Origin of the sequence: Streptomyces pinistramenti (genome assembly GCF_020564935.1) — a bacterium.
Taxonomy (GTDB): Bacteria; Actinomycetota; Actinomycetes; order Streptomycetales; family Streptomycetaceae; genus Streptomyces; species Streptomyces pinistramenti.
The window spans coordinates 31901-55607 of sequence record NZ_JAJCXB010000050.1 but is presented as its reverse complement, the minus strand read 5'-3'; the positions used below and the strand labels follow the sequence as shown (position 1 = coordinate 55607).

18 protein-coding genes, 7 tRNA genes and 2 pseudogenes are annotated in these 23707 nt (G+C 70.4%); 13 read left to right on the top strand and 14 right to left on the bottom strand.

Going from position 1 to position 23707, the window contains the following annotated elements; genetic code table 11:
* Both LIU39_RS27125 and LIU39_RS27120 read left to right on the top strand, forming a co-directional pair.
* Positions 1–639: pseudogene (locus LIU39_RS27125) on the top strand (MFS transporter); the annotation flags it as partial.
* Between the two features lie 67 nt (positions 640–706).
* On the top strand, positions 707–1606 hold the full coding sequence (locus LIU39_RS27120; RefSeq protein ID WP_227049530.1) for a phosphoribosylaminoimidazolesuccinocarboxamide synthase: 900 nt from the start codon (positions 707–709) through the stop codon (positions 1604–1606).
* 62 nt (positions 1607–1668) lie between these two features.
* Here the strand turns inward: LIU39_RS27120 and LIU39_RS27115 are convergent.
* The 4 genes from LIU39_RS27115 to LIU39_RS27100 all read right to left on the bottom strand — a co-directional run bounded on the left by LIU39_RS27115 (position 1669) and on the right by LIU39_RS27100 (position 2805).
* A tRNA-Gly gene (locus LIU39_RS27115) sits at positions 1669–1741 on the bottom strand.
* 388 nt (positions 1742–2129) lie between these two features.
* Positions 2130–2202 (bottom strand) — tRNA-Gly (locus LIU39_RS27110).
* 92 nt (positions 2203–2294) lie between these two features.
* Positions 2295–2366 (bottom strand) — tRNA-Gly (locus tag LIU39_RS27105).
* Between the two features lie 118 nt (positions 2367–2484).
* Positions 2485–2805, bottom strand: a complete 321-nt coding sequence (locus LIU39_RS27100; protein ID WP_227049529.1) for a histone-like nucleoid-structuring protein Lsr2 — start codon at positions 2803–2805, stop codon at positions 2485–2487.
* A 299-nt stretch (positions 2806–3104) separates the two neighbouring features.
* On the opposite strand from LIU39_RS27100, the gene purS reads away from it, so the two are divergent.
* Genes purS through purL form a run of 3 tightly spaced genes read left to right on the top strand, consistent with a single transcriptional unit; the run spans position 3105 to position 6279 of the window.
* A complete protein-coding gene (purS, locus tag LIU39_RS27095) occupies positions 3105–3359 on the top strand; it encodes a phosphoribosylformylglycinamidine synthase subunit PurS (protein WP_227049528.1) in 255 nt (84 codons plus the stop codon).
* On the top strand, positions 3353–4033 hold the full coding sequence (purQ, locus tag LIU39_RS27090) for a phosphoribosylformylglycinamidine synthase subunit PurQ (RefSeq protein WP_227049535.1): 681 nt from the start codon (positions 3353–3355) through the stop codon (positions 4031–4033). Before purS ends, purQ begins: the two co-directional genes overlap by 7 nt.
* On the top strand, positions 4030–6279 hold the full coding sequence (purL, locus tag LIU39_RS27085; RefSeq protein WP_227049527.1) for a phosphoribosylformylglycinamidine synthase subunit PurL: 2250 nt from the start codon (positions 4030–4032) through the stop codon (positions 6277–6279). The genes purQ and purL overlap by 4 nt, the downstream gene beginning before the upstream one ends.
* A gap of 94 nt (positions 6280–6373) precedes the next feature.
* Here purL and LIU39_RS27080 read toward each other — a convergent pair whose 3' ends face one another.
* Entirely contained in the window at positions 6374–7036 is a 663-nt protein-coding gene (locus LIU39_RS27080; RefSeq protein ID WP_227049526.1) for a DUF4232 domain-containing protein, read from the bottom strand.
* Between the two features lie 200 nt (positions 7037–7236).
* Between LIU39_RS27080 and LIU39_RS27075 the strand changes: the two genes are divergently transcribed.
* Genes LIU39_RS27075 through LIU39_RS27065 form a run of 3 tightly spaced genes read left to right on the top strand, consistent with a single transcriptional unit; the run spans position 7237 to position 9503 of the window.
* Positions 7237–7755 carry an ArsR/SmtB family transcription factor gene (locus tag LIU39_RS27075; RefSeq protein ID WP_227049525.1) on the top strand — a complete coding sequence of 173 codons (519 nt, stop codon included), beginning with the start codon at positions 7237–7239 and terminating at the stop codon, positions 7753–7755.
* A gap of 31 nt (positions 7756–7786) precedes the next feature.
* Positions 7787–8629 carry a M23 family metallopeptidase gene (locus LIU39_RS27070; protein ID WP_227049524.1) on the top strand — a complete coding sequence of 281 codons (843 nt, stop codon included), beginning with the start codon at positions 7787–7789 and terminating at the stop codon, positions 8627–8629.
* 58 nt (positions 8630–8687) lie between these two features.
* Positions 8688–9503 (top strand): maleylpyruvate isomerase family mycothiol-dependent enzyme, encoded by an 816-nt coding sequence (locus LIU39_RS27065; protein WP_227049523.1) that lies wholly within the window; start codon positions 8688–8690, stop codon positions 9501–9503.
* Here the strand turns inward: LIU39_RS27065 and LIU39_RS27060 are convergent.
* Positions 9495–9923: pseudogene (locus LIU39_RS27060) on the bottom strand (sulfatase-like hydrolase/transferase); the annotation flags it as partial. The gene LIU39_RS27065 and the pseudogene LIU39_RS27060 overlap by 9 nt on opposite strands.
* Positions 9924–10402: 479 nt before the next feature.
* On the opposite strand from LIU39_RS27060, the gene purF reads away from it, so the two are divergent.
* Positions 10403–11962, top strand: a complete 1560-nt coding sequence (gene purF, locus LIU39_RS27055) for an amidophosphoribosyltransferase (protein ID WP_227049522.1) — start codon at positions 10403–10405, stop codon at positions 11960–11962.
* A 32-nt stretch (positions 11963–11994) separates the two neighbouring features.
* Positions 11995–13089 (top strand): phosphoribosylformylglycinamidine cyclo-ligase, encoded by a 1095-nt coding sequence (gene purM, locus LIU39_RS27050; RefSeq protein ID WP_227049521.1) that lies wholly within the window; start codon positions 11995–11997, stop codon positions 13087–13089.
* A 150-nt stretch (positions 13090–13239) separates the two neighbouring features.
* Here the strand turns inward: purM and LIU39_RS27045 are convergent, their stop codons facing one another.
* Entirely contained in the window at positions 13240–13485 is a 246-nt protein-coding gene (locus LIU39_RS27045) for a DUF3073 domain-containing protein (RefSeq protein WP_227049520.1), read from the bottom strand.
* Between the two features lie 324 nt (positions 13486–13809).
* Complete coding sequence (locus LIU39_RS27040; protein WP_372464067.1) at positions 13810–14928, bottom strand: Leu/Phe/Val dehydrogenase; 1119 nt, start codon at positions 14926–14928, stop codon at positions 13810–13812.
* A 202-nt stretch (positions 14929–15130) separates the two neighbouring features.
* Here LIU39_RS27040 and LIU39_RS27035 point away from each other — a divergent pair, with 202 nt between their 5' ends.
* The gene (locus LIU39_RS27035) at positions 15131–15970 is read left to right on the top strand and encodes a DUF8083 family protein (RefSeq protein WP_227049519.1); all 840 of its coding nucleotides are present in this window, start codon (positions 15131–15133) and stop codon (positions 15968–15970) included.
* Positions 15971–16494: 524 nt separating this feature from the next.
* Entirely contained in the window at positions 16495–16701 is a 207-nt protein-coding gene (gene bldC, locus LIU39_RS27030) for a developmental transcriptional regulator BldC (RefSeq protein WP_003949541.1), read from the top strand.
* Between the two features lie 528 nt (positions 16702–17229).
* On the opposite strand, the gene LIU39_RS27025 is transcribed toward bldC, so the two are convergent.
* The 3 genes from LIU39_RS27025 to hrpA all read right to left on the bottom strand — a co-directional run bounded on the left by LIU39_RS27025 (position 17230) and on the right by hrpA (position 21875).
* Positions 17230–17463: a DUF6274 family protein gene (locus tag LIU39_RS27025; protein WP_227049518.1), complete on the bottom strand. Its 234-nt coding sequence runs from the start codon at positions 17461–17463 to the stop codon at positions 17230–17232.
* A 161-nt stretch (positions 17464–17624) separates the two neighbouring features.
* Positions 17625–17699 (bottom strand) — tRNA-Asp (locus LIU39_RS27020).
* Positions 17700–17837: 138 nt separating this feature from the next.
* The gene (gene hrpA, locus LIU39_RS27015; protein WP_227049517.1) at positions 17838–21875 is read right to left on the bottom strand and encodes an ATP-dependent RNA helicase HrpA; all 4038 of its coding nucleotides are present in this window, start codon (positions 21873–21875) and stop codon (positions 17838–17840) included.
* Positions 21876–22020: 145 nt separating this feature from the next.
* Between hrpA and LIU39_RS27010 the strand changes: the two genes are divergently transcribed.
* Positions 22021–23115: an ABC-2 transporter permease gene (locus LIU39_RS27010; protein ID WP_227049516.1), complete on the top strand. Its 1095-nt coding sequence runs from the start codon at positions 22021–22023 to the stop codon at positions 23113–23115.
* A gap of 110 nt (positions 23116–23225) precedes the next feature.
* On the opposite strand, the gene LIU39_RS27005 is transcribed toward LIU39_RS27010, so the two are convergent.
* The 3 genes from LIU39_RS27005 to LIU39_RS26995 all read right to left on the bottom strand — a co-directional run bounded on the left by LIU39_RS27005 (position 23226) and on the right by LIU39_RS26995 (position 23498).
* A tRNA-Phe gene (locus LIU39_RS27005) sits at positions 23226–23299 on the bottom strand.
* A 4-nt stretch (positions 23300–23303) separates the two neighbouring features.
* Positions 23304–23378: transfer RNA gene (locus LIU39_RS27000), tRNA-Asp, on the bottom strand.
* 47 nt (positions 23379–23425) lie between these two features.
* Positions 23426–23498: transfer RNA gene (locus tag LIU39_RS26995), tRNA-Glu, on the bottom strand.
* Between the last annotated feature and the right edge of the window lie 209 nt (positions 23499–23707).

Here is a 23707-nt window from a genome sequence, read left to right as displayed (position 1 = left end):
CCGGGCACCCCGGCAACCGCCACCCCCCGACCCGCGGCGACCACCGCCCCCACGCCCCCCACCGCCCCCGCCTCACCCACCGCCGCCAAGCTCTTCCGCCGCCTCGTGGTCCCCGTGGCCCCCTGGGTCTTCGCCGCCCCCACCATCGCCTTCGCCACCCTCCCCGGCCTGGTCGACACCCATCTGGACGGCTGGCGCACGGTCTACGCAGGCATCGCCACCGCCGTCACCCCCGGCGCCGGCCTCCTGGTCGCCCCCCTCGCCCGCCGCCTCGCCACCCGGCACCGCATCGCCACCGCCGTCTGCGGACTCGCCGCCATCGCCGCCGGCCTCCTGGTCGCCGCGCTCGCGGTGGCCCATACCCAGCCCGCGGTGGCGCTGGCGGCCGCGGCCCTGCTCGGCAGCGGCTACGGCCTGTGCGTGGCGTACGGCCTCACCGAGGTCGCCGCCCTCGCCCCGCCGCACCGCCTGGCCCGCCTCACCGCGCGCTTCTGGGCCCTTGGCTACCTGGGCTTCTGCGCCCCGTACGGGATCACCCTGCTCACCCGCGTCTGGTCGCCACCGGCGATCCTCACCGGCATCGCGGTCCTGGCCGCGCTCTCGCTCGCCACCGTCGCGCGCCACGGCACCCGACCCTGAGGCGCCGCCGGACCCCGGCATACGGGAGAATCGGCACGACCCCTGGATCAACCTACGCGGAGGCAGCGTGTCCGGTTTCGTAGAAAAGCCCGAGCCCGTGCAGGTGCCGGGGCTCACCCACCTCCACACCGGCAAGGTGCGCGACCTCTACCGCAACGCCGCGGGCGAGCTGGTCATGGTGGCCAGCGACCGCACCTCCGCCTACGACTGGGTGCTCCCCACCGAGATCCCGGACAAGGGCCGCGTGCTGACCCGGCTGTCCCTGTGGTGGTTCGAGCAGCTCGCCGACCTCGCACCCCACCACGTACTGTCCACCGACGTCCCGGCCGGCGCCCCCGCCGACTGGGCCGGCCGCACCCTGATCTGCAAGTCCCTGCGGATGGTCCCCGTCGAGTGCGTGGCCCGCGGCTACCTCACCGGATCCGGTCTCGTCGAGTACGAGGAGTCCCGTACGGTCTGCGGCCTGGCGCTCCCCGAAGGGCTGGTCAACGGCTCCGAACTCCCGGGACCGATCTTCACCCCGGCGACCAAGGCCGCCGTCGGCGACCACGACGAGAACGTCCCCTACGAGGAGGTCGCCCGCGAGGTCGGCCCCGAGGTCGCCGCCCAACTGCGCCAGACCACCCTCGCCGTCTACGGCAGGGCCCGCGACATCGCCCGCGAGCGTGGCCTCATCCTGGCGGACACCAAGTTCGAGTTCGGCTACCAGGACGACCGGCTGACCCTCGCGGACGAGGTGCTCACCCCGGACTCCTCCCGCTTCTGGCCGGCCGACCAGTGGCAGCCGGGCCGCGCCCAGCCGTCCTTCGACAAGCAGTTCGTCCGCGACTGGCTGACCTCCGCGGCCTCCGGCTGGGACCGCACGAGCGAACGCCCGCCGCCCGCCCTGCCCCAGCAGATCGTCGACGCCACCCGCGCCAAGTACATCGAGGCGTACGAGCGCCTCACCGGCCTCAGCTGGGCCTGACCGCGCGGCGGACACAGAAAGGCCCCGGCCGGTATTCCTACCGGCCGGGGCCTTTTTCGCTGAGCGGACGACGAGGCTCGAACTCGCGACCTCAACCTTGGCAAGGTTGCGCTCTACCAACTGAGCTACGTCCGCACACTCCGTACCCGGCAGCCGTTTCCGGCCCCCGCAGCGCGGTGCGGGCACCACTATAGCCAAACCCGGGGCTCCACCGGGCCGCCCCGCCGGACCGCACCGTCCGCCGGGCCCCGGCTCGTACGTCCCCGGCTCGCGCCCGCCCCACCCGTCCATGCCCCAACTCCCGCCGCACAGGCCCCGGCTCGCCCGTCCCGGCCTCTTCGCCGCCCACGCGCCCGGCCCGCAAGGATGTGTCCACCACCACACCCGAGCCGCGCGTCACCGCCGGCCCGGACGGAGAGTCCACGGCCTCCAAGGAAACGGGCACCGGGCGAAACAGGCGCGGGCGAATCGCGTACGGAATGACAAAGACCCCGGTCGCAATGACCGGGGTCTTCATTCGCTGAGCGGACGACGAGGCTCGAACTCGCGACCTCAACCTTGGCAAGGTTGCGCTCTACCAACTGAGCTACGTCCGCAGGCATCCACCCGGCTTTCACCGAGCGGCGCGACAGCTACTCTACCTGATCCAAAAGGCCCGTTGAGCCCAAAGAACCGGACGAACTGTCAGAGCGGGTGACAGGGATTGCACACTGCGCCTCCCCCTTGGAAAGGGGGCGCTCTACTACTGAGCTACACCCGCGTGACTCCGTGAGGTCCGGCCCTGCGGCCTCGCCCCTCGGCGTGCTCCAGACTCTAACTGATCAGTGGGGGTGCAGTGCAAGTCGGCTGTGCGAGGGCCGCAGGGGCCGGCAAGTCGGTTAGTGATTGGCCGCGTTGAACGCCTCGTAGACCTTCTTCGGGATGCGGCCGCGCGGCGGCACGTCCATCTGGTGCGAGCGGGCCCAGGCGCGGACCGCCGCCGGGTCGGGGGTCACCGAAGTCCGGTGGTACGCCTTGCCGGACTTGGACCGCTTACGGCCCGCTTCGACGAACGGGGCGAGGGCGCCGCGCAGTTTCTTCGCATTGGCGGGATTGAGGTCGATCTCGTACGTCTTCCCGTCCAATCCGAAGGTGACCGTCTCTGCGGCTTCTCCTCCGTCGATGTCGTCGGAGAGCGTTACTACTACGCGCTGCGCCACGGATATCGGTCCTTTCGTGCAGCAACCCCTTGTTGACGTGGGGTGATGCTCCGGATCCTGCTGATCTGAATCAATGCTTTTTCATTTGTACAGCGATGAGCAATGCATTGTGAAGCCCAGTTAATTTTCTCAGCGTGTCATCCCGCAATCCGGACCCTAGATCTTTTCGAGGATTTTCCCCGGCGCTCACTCCTGCCGATACCGGACCGTGATGGACTGCGTACATATCTACTCGCGTAGATTTTCGAACACGGTACTGTGAGGGAACCGCCTTACGCACCACACCACCGGGAGTGCCAGTGGCACGCGTCGTAGTCGACGTCATGCTCAAGCCGGAGATCCTCGACCCGCAGGGGCAGGCGGTGCAGCGCGCACTGCCACGCCTGGGATTCGAGGGGATCGCCGACGTCCGCCAGGGCAAGCGTTTCGAACTTGAGGTGGAGGGACCGGTCGACGACGCCGCCCTCGCCCGTATCCGCGAGATGGCCGAGACCTTCCTCGCCAACACCGTCATCGAAGACTTCACCGTCCGCGTCGACGGGTCCGGATCATGACGCGCATCGGCGTCGTCACGTTCCCCGGCACGCTCGATGACCGTGACACCCAGCGCGCGGTCCGCGTCGCCGGCGCCGAGGCTGTGCCGCTGTGGCACCGCGACAAGGACCTCAAGCAGGTCGACGCCGTGGTGCTGCCCGGCGGATTCTCGTACGGCGACTACCTGCGGGCCGGGGCCATCTCCCGTTTCTCGCCGGTGATGGAGACCGTTATCGAGCAGGCCAGGGGCGGCATGCCGGTACTGGGTATCTGCAATGGTTTCCAGGTGCTCACCGAGAGCCACCTGCTGCCCGGCGCGATGCTGCGCAACGAGAGCCTGCACTTCGTCTGCCGTGAGCAGAAGCTGCGGGTGGAGAACGCGGGCACGGCCTGGACGGCGGACTACTCCGCGGGCCAGGAGATCCACATTCCCCTGAAGAACATCGACGGCCGCTACACCGCCGACGAGCGCACCCTCGACATGCTGGAGGCCGAGGGCCGCGTCGCGTTCCGCTACCTGGACGTGAACCCCAACGGCTCGCAGCGCGACATCGCCGGCATCACCAACGAGGCCGGCAACGTCGTGGGCCTCATGCCGCACCCCGAGCACGCGGTCGAGCCGCTCATCGGGACCGCGGGCACCGACGGCCTCGGGTTCTTCACCTCGATTCTGAAGAAGTTGGTCGCAGCATGACGCTCGATACGGTCGCGCACGCCGCGAAGACGCCGGACACCGAGCAGCCCTGGGCCGAACTGGGCCTGAAGAAGGACGAGTACGAGCGGGTCCGCGAGATCCTCGGCCGCCGCCCGACCGGCGCCGAGCTGGCCATGTACTCCGTCATGTGGTCCGAGCACTGCTCGTACAAGTCCAGCAAGGTCCACCTCCGCCAGTTCGGCGAGAAGGCCCCCGAGACGGACGCGCTGCTCGTCGGCATCGGTGAGAACGCCGGCGTCGTCGACGTCGGCCAGGGCTACGCCGTCACGTTCAAGGTGGAGTCGCACAACCACCCGTCGTACGTCGAGCCGTACCAGGGCGCCGCGACCGGCATCGGCGGCATCGTGCGCGACATCATCGCGATGGGCGCCCGCCCGGTCGCGGTCGTCGACCCGCTCCGCTTCGGTGCGGCCGACCACCCCGACACCAAGCGCGTGCTGCCCGGCGTCGTTTCGGGCATCGGCGGCTACGGCAACTGCCTGGGCCTGCCCAACATCGGCGGCGAGGTCGTCTTCGACGCCTGCTACCAGGGCAACCCGCTGGTCAACGCCGGCTGCATCGGCGTGATGAAGCACGAGGACATCCACCTCGCCAAGGCGTCGGGCGCCGGCAACAAGGTCATCCTCTACGGCGCCCGCACCGGCGGCGACGGCATCGGCGGCGCCTCGATCCTGGCCTCCGAGACCTTCGACGACGCGAAGCCGTCGAAGCGCCCCGCGGTCCAGGTCGGCGACCCGTTCCAGGAGAAGCTGCTCATCGAGTGCACCCTGGAGGCGTACGCCGAGAAGCTGGTCGTCGGCATCCAGGACTTCGGCGCGGCCGGTCTGTCCTGCGCCACCAGCGAGCTGGCGTCCAACGGCTCCGGCGGCATGACCGTCACGCTCGACGACGTCCCGCTGCGCGACTCCACGCTCTCGCCCGAGGAAATCCTCATGAGCGAGTCGCAGGAGCGCATGTGCGCGGTCGTCGAGCCGGAGAAGGTCGCGCGCTTCCTGGAGATCTGCGAGAAGTGGGACGTCATCGCGACGGTCGTCGGTGAGGTGACCGACGGCGACCGGCTGGAGATCTTCTGGCGGGGCGAGAAGATCGTCGACGTCGACCCGCGCACGGTCGCGCACGAAGGCCCGGTCTACGAGCGCCCGCTGGCCCGCCCCTCCTGGCAGGACGCGCTCCAGGCCGACGACGCGAACAAGCTGGCCCGTCCGGCCGATGCCGACGAGCTGCGCGCGCAGGTCCTGCGGCTGGTCTCCTCGCCGAACCAGGCGTCCAAGGCGTGGATCACCGATCAGTACGACCGCTTCGTGCAGGGCAACACGGTGCTCGCCCAGCCCGAGGACTCCGGCATGGTGCGCATCGACGAGGAGACCAACCTCGGCGTCGCCCTCGCCACCGACGGCAACGGCCGGTTCGCCAAGCTCGACCCGTACGCCGGCGCGCAGCTGGCGCTCGCCGAGGCGTACCGCAACGTCGCGACGTCCGGTGCCAAGCCGCTCGCCGTCTCCGACTGCCTGAACTTCGGCTCGCCCGAGGACCCGGCCGTCATGTGGCAGTTCTCCGAGGCCGTCCGCGGTCTCGCGGACGGCTGCCTGCAGCTCGGCACGCCGGTCACCGGCGGCAACGTCTCGCTCTACAACCAGACCGGCGACGTCGCGATCCACCCCACCCCGGTGGTCGCCGTCCTCGGCGTGATCGACGACGTCACCCGCCGCACCCCGGTCGCGTTCGCGGACGAGGGCCACCTCATCTACCTCCTGGGTGACACCGAGGAGGAGCTGGGCGGCTCTGCCTGGTCGCAGGTCGTCCACGACCACCTGGGCGGACTGCCGCCGAAGGTGGACCTGGAGCGCGAGCGGCTGCTCGCCGAGATCCTGATCTCGGCCTCCCGCGACGGCATGGTCGACGCGGCGCACGACCTGTCCGACGGCGGCCTGATCCAGGCGCTGACCGAGTCCTGCCTCCAGGGCGGCAAGGGCGCGCGGGTCGTCGTGCCGGACGGCGCGGACCCGTTCGTGCTGCTCTTCTCCGAGTCCGCGGGCCGGGCGATCGTGGCCGTGCCGCGCAGCGAGGAGCTGCGCTTCACGGACATGTGCGGCGCGCGGGGCCTGCCGGCCACCCGCATCGGCGTCATCGACGGCGAAGAGATCGACGTCCAGGGCCAGTTCAGCATCCCGCTGAGCGAGCTGAAGGACGCGCACGAGGCGACGATTCCGAACCTGATCGCCTAGCAGGGACAGCGAAACGGGCCGGTCGCGAGAGGCGACCGGCCCGTTCTGCGTGGTGGCGCCCTGGTGGTGGGGGGGGCGGCGCCGTCGGCCAGTCCTACTGGAGCGCGGCGGCCTGGTCCGCCTGCCAGTAGCTGACGGTGGTTGCGTCGCTGATCGCCAGGCCGACGCCGGGCGCCTTGACCGTGGCCTGGCCGTTGACCGGGCCCATGTCCTTGCCGCGCAGGCCGACGGTGAGGCTCGTCTCGCGGTGCTTGTTCTTCCCGTCCTTGGGGAGGACGAGGGCGGCGTACGCCGACTTGCCCGGGTCCAGGGTCACCGCGGCCTGGGGCTTGCTCGCCTCGTTGGCGCCGATGGCCGCCTGCGCGCCGGAGTAACCCAGGGTGGGGAAGCCGTAGATGGTGCAGCTGTTGCCTGCGGTGTTGGTGGCCTTGAGGACGACGGCCGGCAGGGTGCCGCCGGCGCTCACCAGCTCGATCTTCGTGCCGTCGGTGGAGCAGGTGGCGTCGGCCGCCTTGCTGCCGCCCTGACCGCCGGACGTGCCGCCGTTGCCGCCTGTGGTGCCCGATTCGGCCTTCTTCGCGGGCGCGTCGGTCTTGCCGCTGTCGCCTCCGGTGGCGTCCGAGCCCTTGCTCGCGGAGGAGTCGGCGCTCTTGCCTGCGCCCGACGAGGCTGCGGTGTCGTCCGGGCCGCAGGCGGCGGTGGCGAACACCGTTGCGCCGGCAACGGCGGCGAAGGCGAGGGTGCGACGTATCTGCATGGGGGGATCCCTACTGAGCTTGAGGACAACAAGCTGCACTATGCCAACAGTTGAGAGCCCCATCCCAGCACGCTTCACGCTGCTTCCGTGGTGATCTGCTTCACAGGCACCCCTCGTGACCTGCGACGATGCCCGACGAATGGCCATCGACCGGCATAATCCCCCTTGTTCACTCTTACGTAATTACGTAATCTCGCTCCATGGATCTGGAACAGCGGGTGGCCGCGCTGGAACGCCGCCTGGCCGCACTGGAGCGCCCGGCGGCCGGCAGTCCCGAGCCGGTTCCCGTTCCCGGTGGCGAAACGGACGAGCTGTGGGCGCTGCGCGGCCTCCAGGCCCAACTCGCGGGCCTGGGCGCCGAGAACGGCGGCGTGCTCTACACCGGCGCCGTACGGACCCCGGCCGGGCAGACGTACGAGTGGCAGTACGCGCTGACCACGGACACCGTGCTGGACGGCGACTGGGCCGACGCGGCCGACGTCTTCGCGGCGCTCGGTCAGCCCGTACGGCTCCGGCTGCTGCGCGCGGTCCTCGACGGCCGCTGCACCGCAGCCGAACTCACCGCGCTCGACGGGACGGGCACCACCGGCCAGATCTACCACCACCTGCGGCAGTTGACGGCCGCCGGCTGGCTGCGCACGGCCGCCCGCGGCCGCTACGAAGTGCCCGCCGACCGCGTCGTACCGCTCCTGGTGATGCTGACCGCCGCCGGGCACTGAGCCCGGCCGACTTCAGGGGGAACAGAACCGGATGACACCCACGACCCTGCGGAAACTCCTTCAGAACACCGCCCGCGCCTGCCTGTTCGCGTTCCTGGCGATCGTCGTCGCGAGCTTCTTCGCCGACATCCCGTACTGGGTGGGCTGGGTACCGCTCGGCCTCTGGATGCTGATCGCGTTCGGCGACCACCGCCGGGCGGCGCGCGCCGAGGCCGGGCCCGCAGCGGCGCAGGCACGCGCGGCCGTGGCGGTCGGCGCGCCGGTCACCGGCCGCTGGAAGGCCCTCAACAGCCCGGCCGACAAGGTCCCCAGCCACGGCACGCGGGCGTACGGCCAGACCTACGCCATCGACATCGTGGCCGAACCCGAGCCGGGCGCCAGGCCCGGCTTCGGCCGGTGGCCCCTGGCCCGCCGCAACGCCGCCTTCCCGGCATTCGGGGCACCGCTGCTCGCCGTCGCCGACGCCACCGTCGTACGCGCCGACGACCGCAGGCGCGACCACCTCAGCCGTACGTCGTGGCCGGCCCTGGTGTATCTCTTCGTCGTCGAGGGGGTGTTCCGCACGCTCGGCGGCGCGGGTGCCGTCATCGGCAACCACGTCGTCCTCGACCTGGGCGGCGGCACGTACGCGCTCTACGCCCACGTACGGCGCGGCTCGCTCACCGTCCGTCCGGGCGACCGGGTGCACAGCGGGCAGCCGCTCGCCCGGTGCGGCAACTCCGGCAACAGCACCGAGCCGCACGTCCACTTCCAGCTGATGACCACCGCCGACCCGGACACCGCCGACGGCGTCCCCTTCACCTGGCACGGCATCGGCGTCCCGCACAACGGCGAGACGTTCGACGCGGCGGCCGCGGGGATTCCCGGGCGCTGAGCGCGTTCCTGGCGGCGGAGCACGGCCGTTGTCAGTGGTGCCGCCTACGCTGGTTCCCATGTCGCCCGCCGCCCGCAGAACGCGCACCCGCCGGTACGACCCGGCCAGGACCAGGGCCGCCGTCACGGCCCAGTTCGCGCACGTCCGCGAGGCCGTACACGGCCTGACGGACGAGCAGTTGGTGCTGCCGACCCGGCTCGGCGGGTGGACGGTGCGCGAGCTGGTGGCGCATCTGGAGATGGCGGTCGGCAGCGTGGTGCGGCTCCTGGCGGAGCCGGCCCCGGCGCGGCAGGAGACGGCACTGCTGGACTGGCCGTTCGCGACCGCGGCGGGGGCCGCCGGGATCGACGTCGACACCCGCGCCCTGGCCGCGGCGAGCGCCCCGGGCACCCCGCACGGCCTGGACGCGCTGCTGGCCCGCGCAGCCGACCGGCTCGCCGGGATACTCCCGCAGGCGCCGGACGACCGGCTGGTGGCGAGCCGGGCGGGCGCCATGCGGCTGGACGACTACCTCGTCACCCGCTGCGTGGAGCTGGTCGTGCACACCGACGACCTGGCGGCGGCGACCGGCGCCGACATCCCGTACGACCGCCAGGCCCTGGCCACCGCCACCCGGCTGCTTGCGGACGCGCTGGCGGCCAAGGCGCCCGGCGGCTCGGTCGAGGTCCGGGTGCCGCCGTTCGCGGTGGTGCAGTGCGTCGAAGGCCCCAAGCACACCCGCGGCACCCCGCCCAACGTCGTCGAGACCGACCCGCTGACCTGGCTCCGGCTGGCCACCGGACGGGCGGCCTGGGCCGAGGAACTGGCCGCGGCGACCGTCCACGCCAGCGGGGAGCGCGCCGACATCGGGGACCAGCTTCCGGTCCTGAGCTGAGGCGCCCGGTCCTGGCGTACGTGCCGTGGGCGGGGAGAAGCGGGTGGGGGAGCAGGTCGCGGAGCCCGAGTACGCCTGGGCGAAGCGGACGCCTTGGCGGGCGAGCCGGTCCAGGTGCGGGTTCCGGATGCCGGGCGCGCCGTACGAGGACAGGTCGGCCCAGCCCAGGTCGTCGCCGAGGATGAAGAGGATGTTGGGCCGTCGGCCGTGCCTTCCGGGCGCGGCACGGAACTCCCGCTCCCGGAAGGCGGGTTCGGCGGCCGAGGCCCGGGGCGCCCCGGCCACCGCGGTGACGGACCCGAGTCCGCCCACTGCCGCCGCGGCCCCCACCCCGGCCAGGCCGCCGAAGGTACGGCGCGAAAACGGTGACGTCGCAGGGCCGTCGGATGTGTCGGTCGGGGAAGAGCCGGCAGAGGTCATCGAAGCGGCTCCAGGTCGTGGCGGCGGACCGCGGCGCGGCAGGGCGGCGCAGCAGCGGCGGCGGGCGGGCGACACGTAGCGCATCTCACACGGGCAGCGCACGGCGAAGTACGCCAAGTGCCGCGAAAGGGATGGGTGGCGCCGCTCAGGGCCACCGGGAAGGCGGCGCAGGCGGCGGCCGAAAGGCCGGCCCACAGGGGGGGCGGGCAGGCCGCGGCGACGGCCCCTATCCGCGGCGACAGAGCGCGGCGGCCGGCCGGCCGAGGTCGACGTGGCGGCGCCGCACCAGGGGGCGCGCCGGGCGGAGTGCCCGGCGGAAGGCCAGGCGCGCCAAGGGCTGTGGGGTCTGCATGGCGCGAAATCCAGGCCGCGTCCGCAGGGCCGCGTCAAGCACGTTTCATGCCCCGTTCATGCACTCATCCAGATCCCCGCCCATCCCCGGTTCGGATGAATCCGTGTCCTGCCCTAGACTCAATGACGTGCCACGTGGTGACGGACGACTCAGCCACGACCTGCTCCCCGGTGAGAAGGGCCCCCAGGACGCTTGCGGCGTCTTCGGTGTCTGGGCTCCGGGTGAAGAGGTCGCCAAACTCACCTATTTCGGGCTGTACGCGCTGCAGCACCGTGGACAGGAGTCCGCGGGCATCGCAGTGAGCAACGGCTCGCAGATCCTCGTCTTCAAGGACATGGGCCTGGTTTCCCAGGTCTTCGACGAGACTTCGCTCGGTTCCCTCCAGGGCCACATCGCCGTGGGCCATGCCCGTTACTCCACCACCGGTGCCTCGGTGTGGGAGAACGCCCAGCCGACGTTCCGTGCCACCGCGCACGGCTCGATCGCGCTCGGCCACAACGGCAACCTGGTGAACACCGCCGAGCTGGCGGATCTGGTCGCGGCGCTGCCCCGTGAGGGCGGCCGCGCGACCCAGGTCGCGGCCACCAACGACACCGACCTGGTCACCGCCCTGCTGGCCGGCCAGGTGGACGACGACGGCAAGCCGCTGACCGTGGAAGACGCCGCACCCCGCGTCCTCCCGAAGGTCATGGGCGCCTTCTCGCTCTGCTTCATGGACGAGCACACGCTCTACGCCGCCCGCGACCCGCAGGGCATCCGCCCGCTGGTCCTGGGCCGCCTGGAGCGCGGCTGGGTCGTCGCATCCGAGACCGCCGCCCTGGACATCTGCGGCGCCAGCTTCATCCGGGAGATCGAGCCCGGCGAGATGGTCGCGATCGACGAGAACGGCCTGCGCTCCACGCGCTTCGCCGAGGCCCGCCCCAAGGGCTGCGTCTTCGAGTACGTCTACCTCGCCCGCCCCGACACGGACATCGCCGGCCGCAACGTCTACCTCTCCCGGGTGGAGATGGGCCGCAAGCTGGCCGCCGAGGCACCGGCCGATGCCGACCTGGTGATAGCGACACCGGAGTCCGGCACCCCGGCCGCCGTCGGATACGCCGAAGCCAGCGGCATCCCGTACGGCTCCGGCCTGGTCAAGAACTCCTACGTCGGCCGGACCTTCATCCAGCCCTCGCAGACCATCCGCCAGCTCGGTATCCGCCTCAAGCTCAACCCGCTCAAGGAAGTCATCCGCGGTAAGCGCCTGGTGGTCGTCGACGACTCGATCGTCCGCGGCAACACCCAGCGCGCCCTGGTGCGGATGCTGCGCGAGGCCGGCGCCCTGGAGATCCACATCCGGATCTCCTCCCCGCCGATCAAGTGGCCGTGCTTCTTCGGCATCGACTTCGCCACCCGCGCGGAGCTGATCGCCAACGGTCTGAGCGTGGACGAGATCGGCAAGTCCCTGGGCGCCGACTCCCTTGCCTACATCTCCATTGACGGCATGATCGAAGCCACCACCATCGACAAGCCGAAGCTCTGCCGCGCCTGCTTCGACGGCGTCTACCCGATGGAGCTGCCGGACCCGGAGCTGCTGGGCAAGCACCTCCTGGAGTCGGAAACCGCAGGCCAGGCCAAGCCGGACCTCGACGGGGTCGAGACGCTGACGGCCGGTGTCGGTGGCGCCGATGCGCTGCGCCGCCCGTAGCTCGCACACACACGACACGAAAGTTCTGGGCCATGCCTCCTGAGTCATCCGAGCCTGCGCGATCCGTGGGCGCCGGCGCCAGCTACGCGGCAGCGGGTGTCGACATCGAAGCGGGCGACCGCGCCGTCGATCTCATGAAGGAGTGGGTGAAGAAGGCCACCCGCCCCGAGGTCGTCGGCGGGCTCGGCGGCTTCGCCGGCCTCTTCGACGCCTCCGCCCTCAAGCGGTACGAGCGCCCGCTGCTGGCCTCGGCCACCGACGGAGTCGGCACCAAGGTCGACATCGCCCGCAAGATGGGCGTCTACGACAGCATCGGCCACGACCTCGTCGGCATGGTCGTCGACGACCTGGTCGTCTGCGGTGCCGAACCGCTGTTCATGACCGACTACATCTGCGTCGGCAAGGTCTACCCGGAGCGGGTCGCCGCGATCGTCAAGGGCATCGCCGAGGGCTGCGTCCTGGCCGGCTGTGCGCTGGTCGGAGGCGAGACCGCGGAGCACCCCGGGCTGCTGGGCGCGGACGAGTTCGACGTCGCGGGTGCCGGCACCGGCGTCGTCGAGGCCGACCGGGTACTCGGCGCGGACCGTATCCGTCCGGGCGACGCGGTGATCGCGATGGCATCCTCCGGACTTCACTCCAACGGGTACTCGCTGGTCCGCCACGTCCTCTTCGACCGCGCGGGCCTGGCCCTGGACCGGGAGATCCCCGAGTTCGGCAGGACCCTCGGCGAGGAGCTGCTGGAGCCCACCAAGATCTACTCGCTGGACTGCCTGGCGCTCGCCCGCACGACCGAGGTGCACGCCTTCTCGCACATCACCGGCGGCGGCCTGGCCAACAATCTCGCCCGGGTGATCCCGGAGGGGCTGCACGCCACGGTCGACCGTGCCACCTGGACACCGGGCGCGGTCTTCGACCTGGTCGGCTCGGCCGGATCGGTCGAGCGCCTGGAACTGGAGAAGACCCTGAACATGGGTGTCGGCATGATCGCCGTCGTCCCCCAGGAGTCCGTGGACGTCGCGCTGGCCACCCTGGCCGACCGCGGCGTGGACGCCTGGATCGGCGGCGAGATCATCGAGCGCGGCGACCTGACCGAAGCGGTGACCCTGACCGGTGACTACGCCGGCTGAGGCGCCTGCTGCCGGGGCAGCACAAAACCCGGTCCGAGGTGAGAACCCCGGACCGGGTGTGTGGACATGCTCTGCGCGCCCTGATGAAGCGGTGAACGAACCGCAAGACGACCGCGGGTGGCTTCCCGCGGAAGTGGTAGCGGTGCGTCGTCAGGCGCGGCGACGTTGGCTGGACGAGTCGCCCTCGTCCTCATCGTCGTCGTTGTATCGATCCGCGTATTGTGCGTACGGGTCGTCGTCCTCGTCATCCTCGAACGGTTCCCCGTTCGGCGGCTGCTGGCTCGACGGCGATGCACCCAGCTCGTCGGCCAGTCGTGAGAGATCCGTCCCACCGCTGCTGTACTTCAGCTGGCGGGCGACCTTTGTCTGCTTGGCCTTGGCCCGGCCGCGCCCCATGGGTCGACCCCCTCAATGACGGGGCTCTATGGCCCCAGAGTCTTGACACGCGTTCATGATTCAGAGCGGACTCTCGACGGAGAGACCGGCCCGTAGGGCTTCAACGGTACCTGCTTCCGCGGCCATACGGTACGTCGCCCGCATCACCGGCCGCTCGGCATGACCTGCGAGGCGCCCTTTTCCCGCTGGTCAACTGCGATTTTAACCTGTCCTGTACGGCGACCCGCCGACGGGTGGTGAGGGATGTCTCCCCGACCGCCCGTGGCGGGCCGCGCAAGGCCGGGTTTCCGGCCATCCGAGCGCCCGGGAGCGCCCTGGATGCCGTCAGGCGCGCCGTGCCTCCGCCATGCGCTGTTCGGCCAGCCGGTCGGCGGCCGCGGCCGGCGGGATCCCGTCCGACTTCGCACGCGCGAATATCGCCAGTGTGGTGTCGAAGATCTTCGCGGCCTTGTCCCGGCAGCGGTCGAAGTCGAATCCGTGCAGCTCGTCGGCCACCTGGATGACGCCGCCCGCGTTCACGACATAGTCCGGGGCGTAGAGGATGCCGCGGTCGGCGAGATCTTTCTCGACGCCGGGGTGCGCGAGCTGGTTGTTGGCCGCGCCGCACACCACCTTCGCGGTCAGCGCCGGCACCGACACGTCGTTCAGTGCGCCGCCCAGGGCGCACGGCGCGTAGATCTCCAGACCCTCCGTGCGGATCAGGGCGTCGGTGTCGGCGACGGCCGTGACCTGGGGGTGCGCGCTGCGGACGCGGTCGACCGAATCGGCGCGGACGTCCGTCACGACCACCTCGGCGCCGTCCTGGAGCAGGTGTCCGACGAGATGGTGGCCCACCTTGCCGACGCCGGCCACGCCGACCTTGCGGCCGCGCAGCGTCGGGTCGCCCCACAGGTGCTGGGCCGAGGCCCGCATGCCCTGGAAGACGCCGAACGCGGTCAGCACCGAGGAGTCGCCCGCGCCGCCGTTCTCCGGCGAGCGGCCGGTGGTCCACTTGTTGGTCCTGGCGACGACGTCCATGTCCGCGACGTACGTGCCGACGTCGCACGCGGTGACGTACCGGCCGCCGATCGAGGCCACCGCGCGCCCGTAGGCGAGCAGCAGCTCCTCGGTCTTGATCACGTCGGGGTCACCGATGATCACGGCCTTGCCGCCGCCGTGGTCGAGACCGGCGAGAGCGTTCTTGTAGGACATGCCGCGCGAGAGATTGAGGGCATCCAGCACGGCCTCCTCCTCGGAGGCGTACGCGTGGAAGCGGGTGCCGCCGAGGGCCGGGCCCAGGGCGGTGTTGTGGACGGCGATCACGGCCTTGAGGCCGCTGGCGCGGTCCTGGCAGAGAACGACCTGTTCATGGCCGCCCTGCTCCGATCGGAACAGGGTGTGCAGCACGCTGCCGTCGACGCTGACGGCAGAAGGACGTACGTCGGGCACGGTGGTGACTCCCAGTCACGGAGGACGCCCTCCTACGGGTGGGGGAGGGCCGGTCGGGAAGAGCGTAAGACCTCCGGGGCCCGATGATCGGCCCGGTACGGGGGATCACCCACTCGCGGGGGACGGGCGTGCGACGATTTGCCGTATCCGGGGCCCGGCGGGGGAGCACACGTCCCCGTCAACTCCCGGTGGTGGACTTCCCTTTGAAGGAGCGTGCGTGGCCTTGGCGTCGTCGGTGACGGTCCCGTATGCGGCATACCTACGGGTCTACGAGCCGCTGGCAGCATTCCCGGAGCCCGAGCGCTCCCACTGGGCGCGGTACGCGAAGCGCGACGACACCCCGACGGCACAGGACGAGCAGCGCAGAGCGCTCGCCGACCTGCTGCCCACGCCGCCGGTGCCGGTACCGGTGCACGAGAGCGCGGACGCGTTCGTCGCGCTCGTCGACGAGGTGCCCTGCATCTGCCCGTGGCGCACCCGGCTGCGCGGCTGGCAGGCGCTGGAGGAGCTGCCCGAGCTGCTGCCGGCGCCGGTGCTGGACGCCGCGCTGCCCCCGGTGGTGCGACGGCAGGCGGCCACCGACTACGAGGAGTGGCAGGAGCGCAACCCGGACGCCAGGCCCTGGATCCGCGGGGCGACCTGGCATGTCCCGGTCCGCTGGTTCGTCCTCTTCGACGACTCGGAGCGGGAGTACGAGAAGGAGGCGAAGGACGGGCCGCTGCTGCGCTACCGGACGCCGATGGCGCAGGCGCGGCGCCGGGTCGCGCGCGGGCTGCGGACGCTGCGGGACACCATGGAGGAGGGGCCGCTGATCGACGGCCTGGTGGACGTGGGGCGCTGGCTGGAGGAATTCCACCCGCGCTCACTGGTGGAGCTGGACTACGGCGGCCTGGTGCACGCGGTGCCCGAGAAGCAGCTCGCCGGTGACCGTTCGGCGGCGGAAGTGGCGGAGGGGCTCGCGGCGTTGCGTGACGGCGACGGTGAGCGGGCCGGCGCCGCGTACGAGAAGCTGTCGGACCGGTGGCGGGCGGTGCGCGAGCGCCAGTTCTCCAGCTGAGCGGCCGCCGTTGGGTCGGCGGCGCTTCCGGGCTGCGAGATGATCTTGGAGCGCGCTCGTCCCGTAAGCTTTCCCTCTCAGGACGTAGGTCCTGATCCGGGCTATTCCCCCAACAGTGACCTAAAGCACTGACTTCGGGCCTTGCGCGCAAGCTAGGTCCTCGTGCCAAAATAGGACAAGGAGCCTGGGATGGGCTCCTTCCGTCTAACTATGGGCGGACAGATCGGTATTGCGCTCCTTGAGGGGTCTAGTGACGCCTGATCACCTTGTGACTGATCGTCACGGTGGCGTGACTGTCCGCTATGGCATGGTCCATCGGCTTCCGCCGAGGTTGAACACCTGAGAGGGCAATTCCATCGGTTTGGCCGACGTGGCTGGACAGATGGTGTAGTTGTAGTGCCGAGGACAAGCCGTTCGTCCTATAACCGACTCGGCCCGCGTCCGCCATTTCGGGCAACGCGGGTCAAGGTGCAGAATTTAGAGGAAAGAACCGTGATGGTTCGGTTCTCCCGAGGAGGCCGCTCATGACCGCTCGCACCCCTGACGCCGAGCCGCTGCTTACCCCCGCTGAGGTTGCCACGATGTTCCGCGTGGACCCGAAGACGGTGACCCGCTGGGCCAAGGCAGGCAAGCTCACGTCCATCCGTACGCTCGGAGGGCATCGGCGTTACCGCGAGGCTGAGGTCCGCGCACTGCTCGCGGGTATCCCGCAGCAGCGCAGCGAGGCCTGAATAACCGCATAACCGGGCTGTTTTCGGGGCCCCCAACCCGCAGAACGCCCGTGCAGCACCACTGGCTCCACCCGCTTCACCACGCTCCACACAGCTCCATACGACGCGGCGCCCGCCCCAACGGGCCCACACCCGCAGCATCTGGGTACGTCATCGATCGCGCTGGACTCCGCCGGGTCCAGCGCGATCTTTTTTGTGCGCGCGCTGCGCGGCCTCCGGGAGGCCCGGAGGTCGCCCGTCACGCCACCGTCGCGGCGGCGTCCACACGATGCTTCTGCGCGCCCTCCAGAGGGTCTCCGTCACAGACCTGGCGGTCTCGTTTGGGTGTCCTGGAGAGGGGTGCAATTGCACATATTAAATTGACCTGTTGTAGGGCGAGGGTAAGTTCCCCACTCCGTGAAACTTGTTCGGTGACACCCGTCACACGTCGCAGCGCTTGAAGGTGCCCTTGCCGCCGAGGTAAAGGCCGTTCGCCGATGCCCCGTCACCAGCCTGCCACCGCACGGCTGATGGGCAAGGCTCCGTTGGTCACCGCGTCGCGGGACTTTCGCCCTTCGTCGCCTGCGGCCCACAGAGGGCCACGGGTGCGTCCGGGGCGGCCGCAGCTGTGGCGGCATCCGAACGGGCCGTATACGGCTCCTGGGCGAGCCGTAACAGTCGGTGGCAGACGGGGCAGTGCCGGGTCAGATGCCGAAAGCCCGTCGCGGCCGACAGATGGGCGCGCAGCAGCGCCCTGGTCTCGTGCCTCTGCGTTGCCCTCATTGCACGTACCTCCCGGCCCCACGTTTCCTCTGTGAGTACCGGCGGCGCCGGTCGCCGTCAAGACGCCTGTCAGGGAAGGACGGTGGCACCGGGGGAGGGGAGCGGCGGCGCCGCACACGCAGAACGGCCCGCATCCTCATCGGATGCGGGCCGTTCAACTGCGGTCCTGACGGGATTTGAACCCGCGGCCTCCACCTTGACAGGGTGGCGAGCACTCCAAACTGCTCCACAGGACCTTGGTGCGGCTTCCGCTTGCGCGGTGCTGCGAAACAAGACTCTACAGCAGGTCAGGGGGTGCGGTCGAACCCGCTCCCGGCGGGCGCATCTCCCGGGCCGTACCCCCGCCTTCCGCGCCCCTTCGCGCCCCCGCGCGGCTACGGCGCTGCCGCGTCCACGGCCTTCACGATGCGTTTGTCGGACACCGGGTACGCGGTCCCCAGCGCATGCGCGAAGTAGCTCACCCGCAGCTCCTCGATCATCCAGCGGATCTCCAGGGCGGCGGACGGTACCGGCCGTCCCTGGGGGAACTGCTCCAGCAGCCAGGCGTATTCGTCCTGCATCTCCTTCACCTTCGCCATCCGCGCGCGGTCCCGCTCGGCGTTGGTGGGCAGTTGCTGGAGGCGGCGGTCGGCGGCCACCAGATAGCGCATCAGGTCCGGCAGCCGCTTGGCGCCGTGCGCGGTCACGAAGCCCGGCCGGATCAGCGCGGCCAACTGCTCCTTGACGTCCGCGAGTGACGGCAGCAGCGACGGGAAGGCGGTGGCCTTCAGCCGGCGCTCGCACGCCTGCCAGGCCGCGAGAACCTCCTGGACCTGCCCGATGGTCTGCATCGTGGCGTCCACCAGATCGGCCCTGACGCCGTCGAACAGCTTCCGGAACGCCTCCTCGTCCCATGCCAGGCCGCCGCGGGCCGCCATCAGCCGGTCGGTGGCCGCGGTCACGCAGTCGTCGAAGAGCGCCGGGATCGAGCCGTGCGGATTGCGGGACAGCGCGAGCTTCTGCTGGTTGCTGAGCTTGCTCTGGGCGAACTTGGCGGGGTTGGAGGGGATGTTGAGCAGGATGAGGCGGCGGGTGCCGGCCCACATCGCCGTCCGCTGCTCGGCCTCCGTGTCGAAGAGCCGTACGGCGACGCTGCTGCCCTCGTCGACGAGCGCCGGGTATGCCTTCAGCGGCTGACCGGACCGCCGGGTCTCGAAGGTGCGCGGCAGCGCGCCGATCGTCCAGGAGGTCAGGCCGGTGCGCTGCTCAGGACCGGCCGGCGCCTGGCCTTCGCCCTTGCCGCCCTTGGCGGGGCGCTCGGCGGCCTGCTCGAACGCCTTGGAGATGGCCGCCCTGGTCTTCGGCTTGAGCTGGAGACGCAGCGCTTCGAGGTCCTTGGCCTCGGCGAGCTTGCGACGCCGCTCGTCGACCACCCGGAAGGTGACCTTGAGGTGGTCGGGCACCTTGGCGGTGTCGAAGTCCGCGGCCGTCACCGGTACGCCCACCATCCGCTGGAGGCCCGCGGCCAGCGAGGTGGTCAGCGCGCCCTGGAGCGGCACCGTGGTGTCCAGGAAACGGGCGGCGAAGTTCGGCGCGGGGACGTAGTTACGGCGGATCGGCTTGGGCAGCGAGCGGATCAGCTCGGTCACCAACTGCTCGCGCAGGCCGGGGATCTGCCAGTCGAAGCCCTCGGACGCCACCTGGTTGAGCACCTGGAGCGGGACGTGGACGGTCACACCGTCGGCGTCCGCGCCCGGCTCGAACTGGTAGGTGACCTTGAACTTCAGCTTTCCCTGCCGCCAGGAATCCGGGTAGTCGTCCTTGGTGACGCTCTCCGCGGATTCATTGATGAGCATCGAATGCTCGAAGTTGAGGAGATCCGGCTCCTCCTGCCGCTTCTTCTTCCACCAGGCGTCGAAATGCGCGCCGGACACGATGTCCGCCGGAATGCGCTGGTCGTAGAAGTCGAAGAGGGTCTCGTCGTCGACGAGAATGTCGCGGCGCCTGGCGCGGTGCTCCAACTCCTCGACCTCGCCGAGGAGTTTGCGGTTGTCGTGGAAGAACTGGTGATGCGTACGCCAGTCGCCCTCGACCAGGGCATTGCGGATGAACAGGTCGCGGGAGACCTCGGGATCGATGCGCCCGTAGGTGATCTTGCGTTGCGCGACGACCGGGACGCCGTAGAGCGTCACCCGCTCGTACGCCATCACCGCGGCCATCTTCTGTTCCCAGTGCGGCTCGCTGTACGTCCGCTTCACCAGGTGCTGGGCCAGGGGCTCGACCCACTCCGGCTCGATCTTGGCGTTCACCCGCGCCCACAGCCGGGACGTCTCGACCAGCTCGGCCGACATGATCCAGCGCGGCGTCTTCTTGAACAGCGCCGAGCCGGGGAAGACCGCGAACTTGGCGTTGCGGGCGCCCAGATATTCGTTCTTCGCCTCGGTGTCCTTCAGCCCGATATGCGAAAGCAAACCGGAGAGCAGTGAGGTGTGGATATGGTCCGGCGCCGCGTCCTGCTCACTCAGATGAACGCCCATGGTCTTGGCGACCGAGCGCAGCTGCGAGTAGATGTCCTGCCATTCGCGTATCCGCAGATAATTCAGGAACTCGTTGCGGCACATGCGGCGGAACGCGGACGACGACAGCGCCTTCTGCTGCTCCCGCACATAGCGCCACATATTCAGGAACGCCAGGAAGTCGCTGGTCTCGTCCTTGAAACGGGCGTGCTGCTGGTCGGCCTGCTGCTGCTTGTCCGAAGGGCGCTCGCGCGGGTCCTGGATGGACAGGGCGGCGGCGATCACCATGACCTCGCGGACGCAGTTGTTGCGGTCCGCCTCCAGCACCATGCGGGCCAGGCGGGGGTCGACCGGCAGCTGGGAGAGCTTGCGGCCCAGCGGGGTCAGCTGCTGGCCCGCCTTCTGGCTCTTGCCGCCCTTCGGCCTGCCGTCCAGCGCGCCCAGCTCGTGCAGCAGATCGATGCCGTCCTTGATGTTGCGGCGGTCCGGCGGGTCGATGAACGGGAACTTCTCGATGTCGCCGAGGCCGGCCGCGGTCATCTGGAGGATGACGGATGCCAGGTTCGTCCGCAGGATCTCGGCGTCGGTGAACTCCGGGCGGCTGAGGAAGTCGTCCTCGGAGTACAGCCGGATGCAGATGCCGTCGCTGGTACGGCCGCAGCGGCCCTTGCGCTGGTTGGCGCTGGCCTGCGACACCGGCTCGATCGGCAGCCGCTGCACCTTGGTGCGGAAGCTGTAGCGGGAGATCCGGGCCATGCCGGGGTCGATGACGTACCGGATGCCGGGGACGGTCAGCGAGGTCTCGGCGACGTTCGTGGCCAGCACGATGCGGCGTCCGGTGTGGCGCTGGAAGACGCGGTGCTGCTCGGCGTGCGACAGGCGTGCGTACAGCGGCAGGACCTCGGTGGACCGGAGGTTCTTCTTGATCAGCGCGTCCGCGGTGTCCCGGATCTCGCGCTCGCCGGAGAGGAAGACCAGGATGTCGCCCGGCCCCTCGGCCTGAAGTTCGTCCACCGCGTCACAGATCGCGGTGATCTGGTCGCGGTCCCCCTCCTGGCCGCCCTCCTCCAGCAGCGGGCGGTAGCGGACCTCGACGGGAGACGTACGCCCGGAGACCGCGACGATCGGCGCGGGCTGCTCCTCGGCGGCGTCCACCGTCGCGAACGCGCCGAAGTGCCGTGCGAAGCGCTCCGGGTCGATCGTCGCCGAGGTGATGACGACCTTCAGGTCGGGCCGCCTGGGCAGCAGCTGCGCCAGGTAGCCGAGGATGAAGTCGATGTTGAGGCTGCGCTCGTGCGCCTCGTCGATGATGATCGTGTCGTACTGGCGCAGCTCGCGGTCGGTCTGGATCTCGGCGAGCAGGATGCCGTCCGTCATCAGCTTGACGAGGGTGTCGGCACCGACCTGGTCGGTGAAGCGGACCTTCCAGCCGACCGCTTCGCCGAGCGGGGTCTGCAGCTCTTCGGCGACCCGCTCGGCGACCGTACGGGCCGCGATCCGGCGCGGCTGGGTGTGCCCGATCAGGCCGCGGATGCCGCGGCCCAGCTCCAGGCAGATCTTGGGGATCTGGGTGGTCTTGCCCGAGCCGGTCTCACCGGCGACGATCACGACCTGGTGGTCCCTGATCGCCTCCAGGATCTCGTCCTTCTTCTGGCTGACCGGCAGCTGTTCGGGATAGCTGATCGCGGGCACGGCGGCGCGCCGCTGGGCGACCCGCAGCTCCGCCTCCGCCATGCCGTCGGCGATCTCGGCGAGTACGGCCGCGCGGGCTTCGGGCTTGTGGATCCGGCGCGCGCCGTCGAGCCGGCGCCCCAGCCGCTGCTGGTCGCGCAGCATCAGCTCGGGCAGTCGCTCCAGCAGGGCGGGAAGGGCCGGCGATGCGCCGGCGGGCGGGGCGGAGGCAGGCTGACTGGACATACGACCCCCAGGATCTCACCTCGGCGATTCGGCTGGCGAACGATTTGCCGGTACGGGGACGGAAGAGGGGCCGGGCGGCCCGTTCGGCACCGCACTGCGAGGACCTGCACGGGTATGTCTGTGATGGGTGCTTTAGCGTGTTCGTATGGTTGATCAGCACGGTGCGTCCGGCTCGCACGGCGCCCACGGGCGGGCCCTGACCGGTGCGGAGAAATGGGCGGCCTTCAAGAAGTCACCGTTCTTTCCCGCCTGTGTGCTGGTCTTCATCCTCGCGGCGGCGGCCGGACTGTTCGCCGGTTCGTACACGTACACCATGGCCAACCCGACCCCGCGGCACGTGCCGACGGCCGTGGTCGGCGCGAAGACCGCGCCGGACGGTGTCCCGACCCGCGAGAAGGTGTTCGCGGACGGGATGGAGAAGGCGCTCAACGCCTCGCTGCGGCTGACCGGCTACGACACCTACGCGCAGGCCCGCAAGGCCGTCGAGGAGCAGGAGATGTTCGCGATCCTGCGGCCGCACGGCAAGGGCGTGGAGCTGGATGTGGCGGGCGCATCGGGCGCGTCGGTGGCGCAGCTGCTGACCACGGCGGCTCCGCAGGTCGGCGAGGCGGTCGGGGTGCCGGTCCGGGTCAAGGACATCCGGCCGTTGCAGCAGGGCGACCCGCGCGGCCTGGCGCTGTTCTACATCTCCCTCGCCGCGGTGATCATCGGCTTCGTGGGCGCGATCCAGCTCAGCGTGCACGCCCGCGCGCTCAACCCGGCCGAGCGGATCGCGTTCACCGTCGTCTACGCCCTGCTCGGCGGCTTCGCCATCGCCGCGGTGGTGGACTGGTGGCTGGGCGCGCTGGACCTGCCGTTCATGGAGTCCTGGCTGATCCTGGCGCTGACGATGTTCACGTCCGGGATGGTCTTCTCGATGTTCAACACCCTGATGGGCCGCTGGGCAATGATCCCCACCTGGGGCCTGATGGTGCTGCTGGGCAACCCGTCGTCGGGCGGCGCGGTCTCCTGGCCGCTGCTGCCCTCGCTCCTGGGACACATCGGTCAGTGGCTGCCCCCGGGCGCCTCGGTCAACGCCCAGCACACCGCGGTCTACTTCGGTGGCTCCCAGCACCTCTTCCCGTTCCTGGTGCTGGCCGGCTGGGCGGTGCTGTCCTGCGCGGTCTTCTGGTTCTGGCGGCACCGCCATCCGGGGGGCCGCGAGACGCACGCGGCTCCCGCGCACGCGGCGCAGGAGTGAGCCGGACGGGGGCCGGCGAGCGGCCGGCGCCCTGTCCGATACCCACGAAGGCCGGCGCACACGAAGAAGGCCCCCGATCCATCGGATCGGGGGCCTTCTTCCAAAGGGTGTGGCTGGGGCCGGGGTCGAACCGGCGACCTATCGCTTTTCAGGCGATCGCTCGTACCAACTGAGCTACCCAGCCGCAGCGGTCCTGACGGGATTTGAACCCGCGGCCTCCACCTTGACAGGGTGGCGAGCACTCCAAACTGCTCCACAGGACCTTGCATTGTGCGAAACGGCCTGAACCAGTCTCGCACACGGTAATGCGTGCCCCCAACGGGATTCGAACCCGTGCTACCGCCTTGAAAGGGCGGCGTCCTGGGCCACTAGACGATGAGGGCTGATGGCCCACCTTGGCGTCGTTACCGGCGCCGTCGGGGACGTGAGAAGCATATGGGATGGGAGGACCGTTCGCCAAAACGGTTTACCCGGGGCCCTCCGCGGGGGTCCGGAGCGGGGCGGGTGACGGGGTGTCCGGTGCGGGGCGGGCGGCGTCTTCGGCCGGGTGGCGCTCCGGCGTGGCCGGGGCGTGCGAGGGCGGTCGGATCCG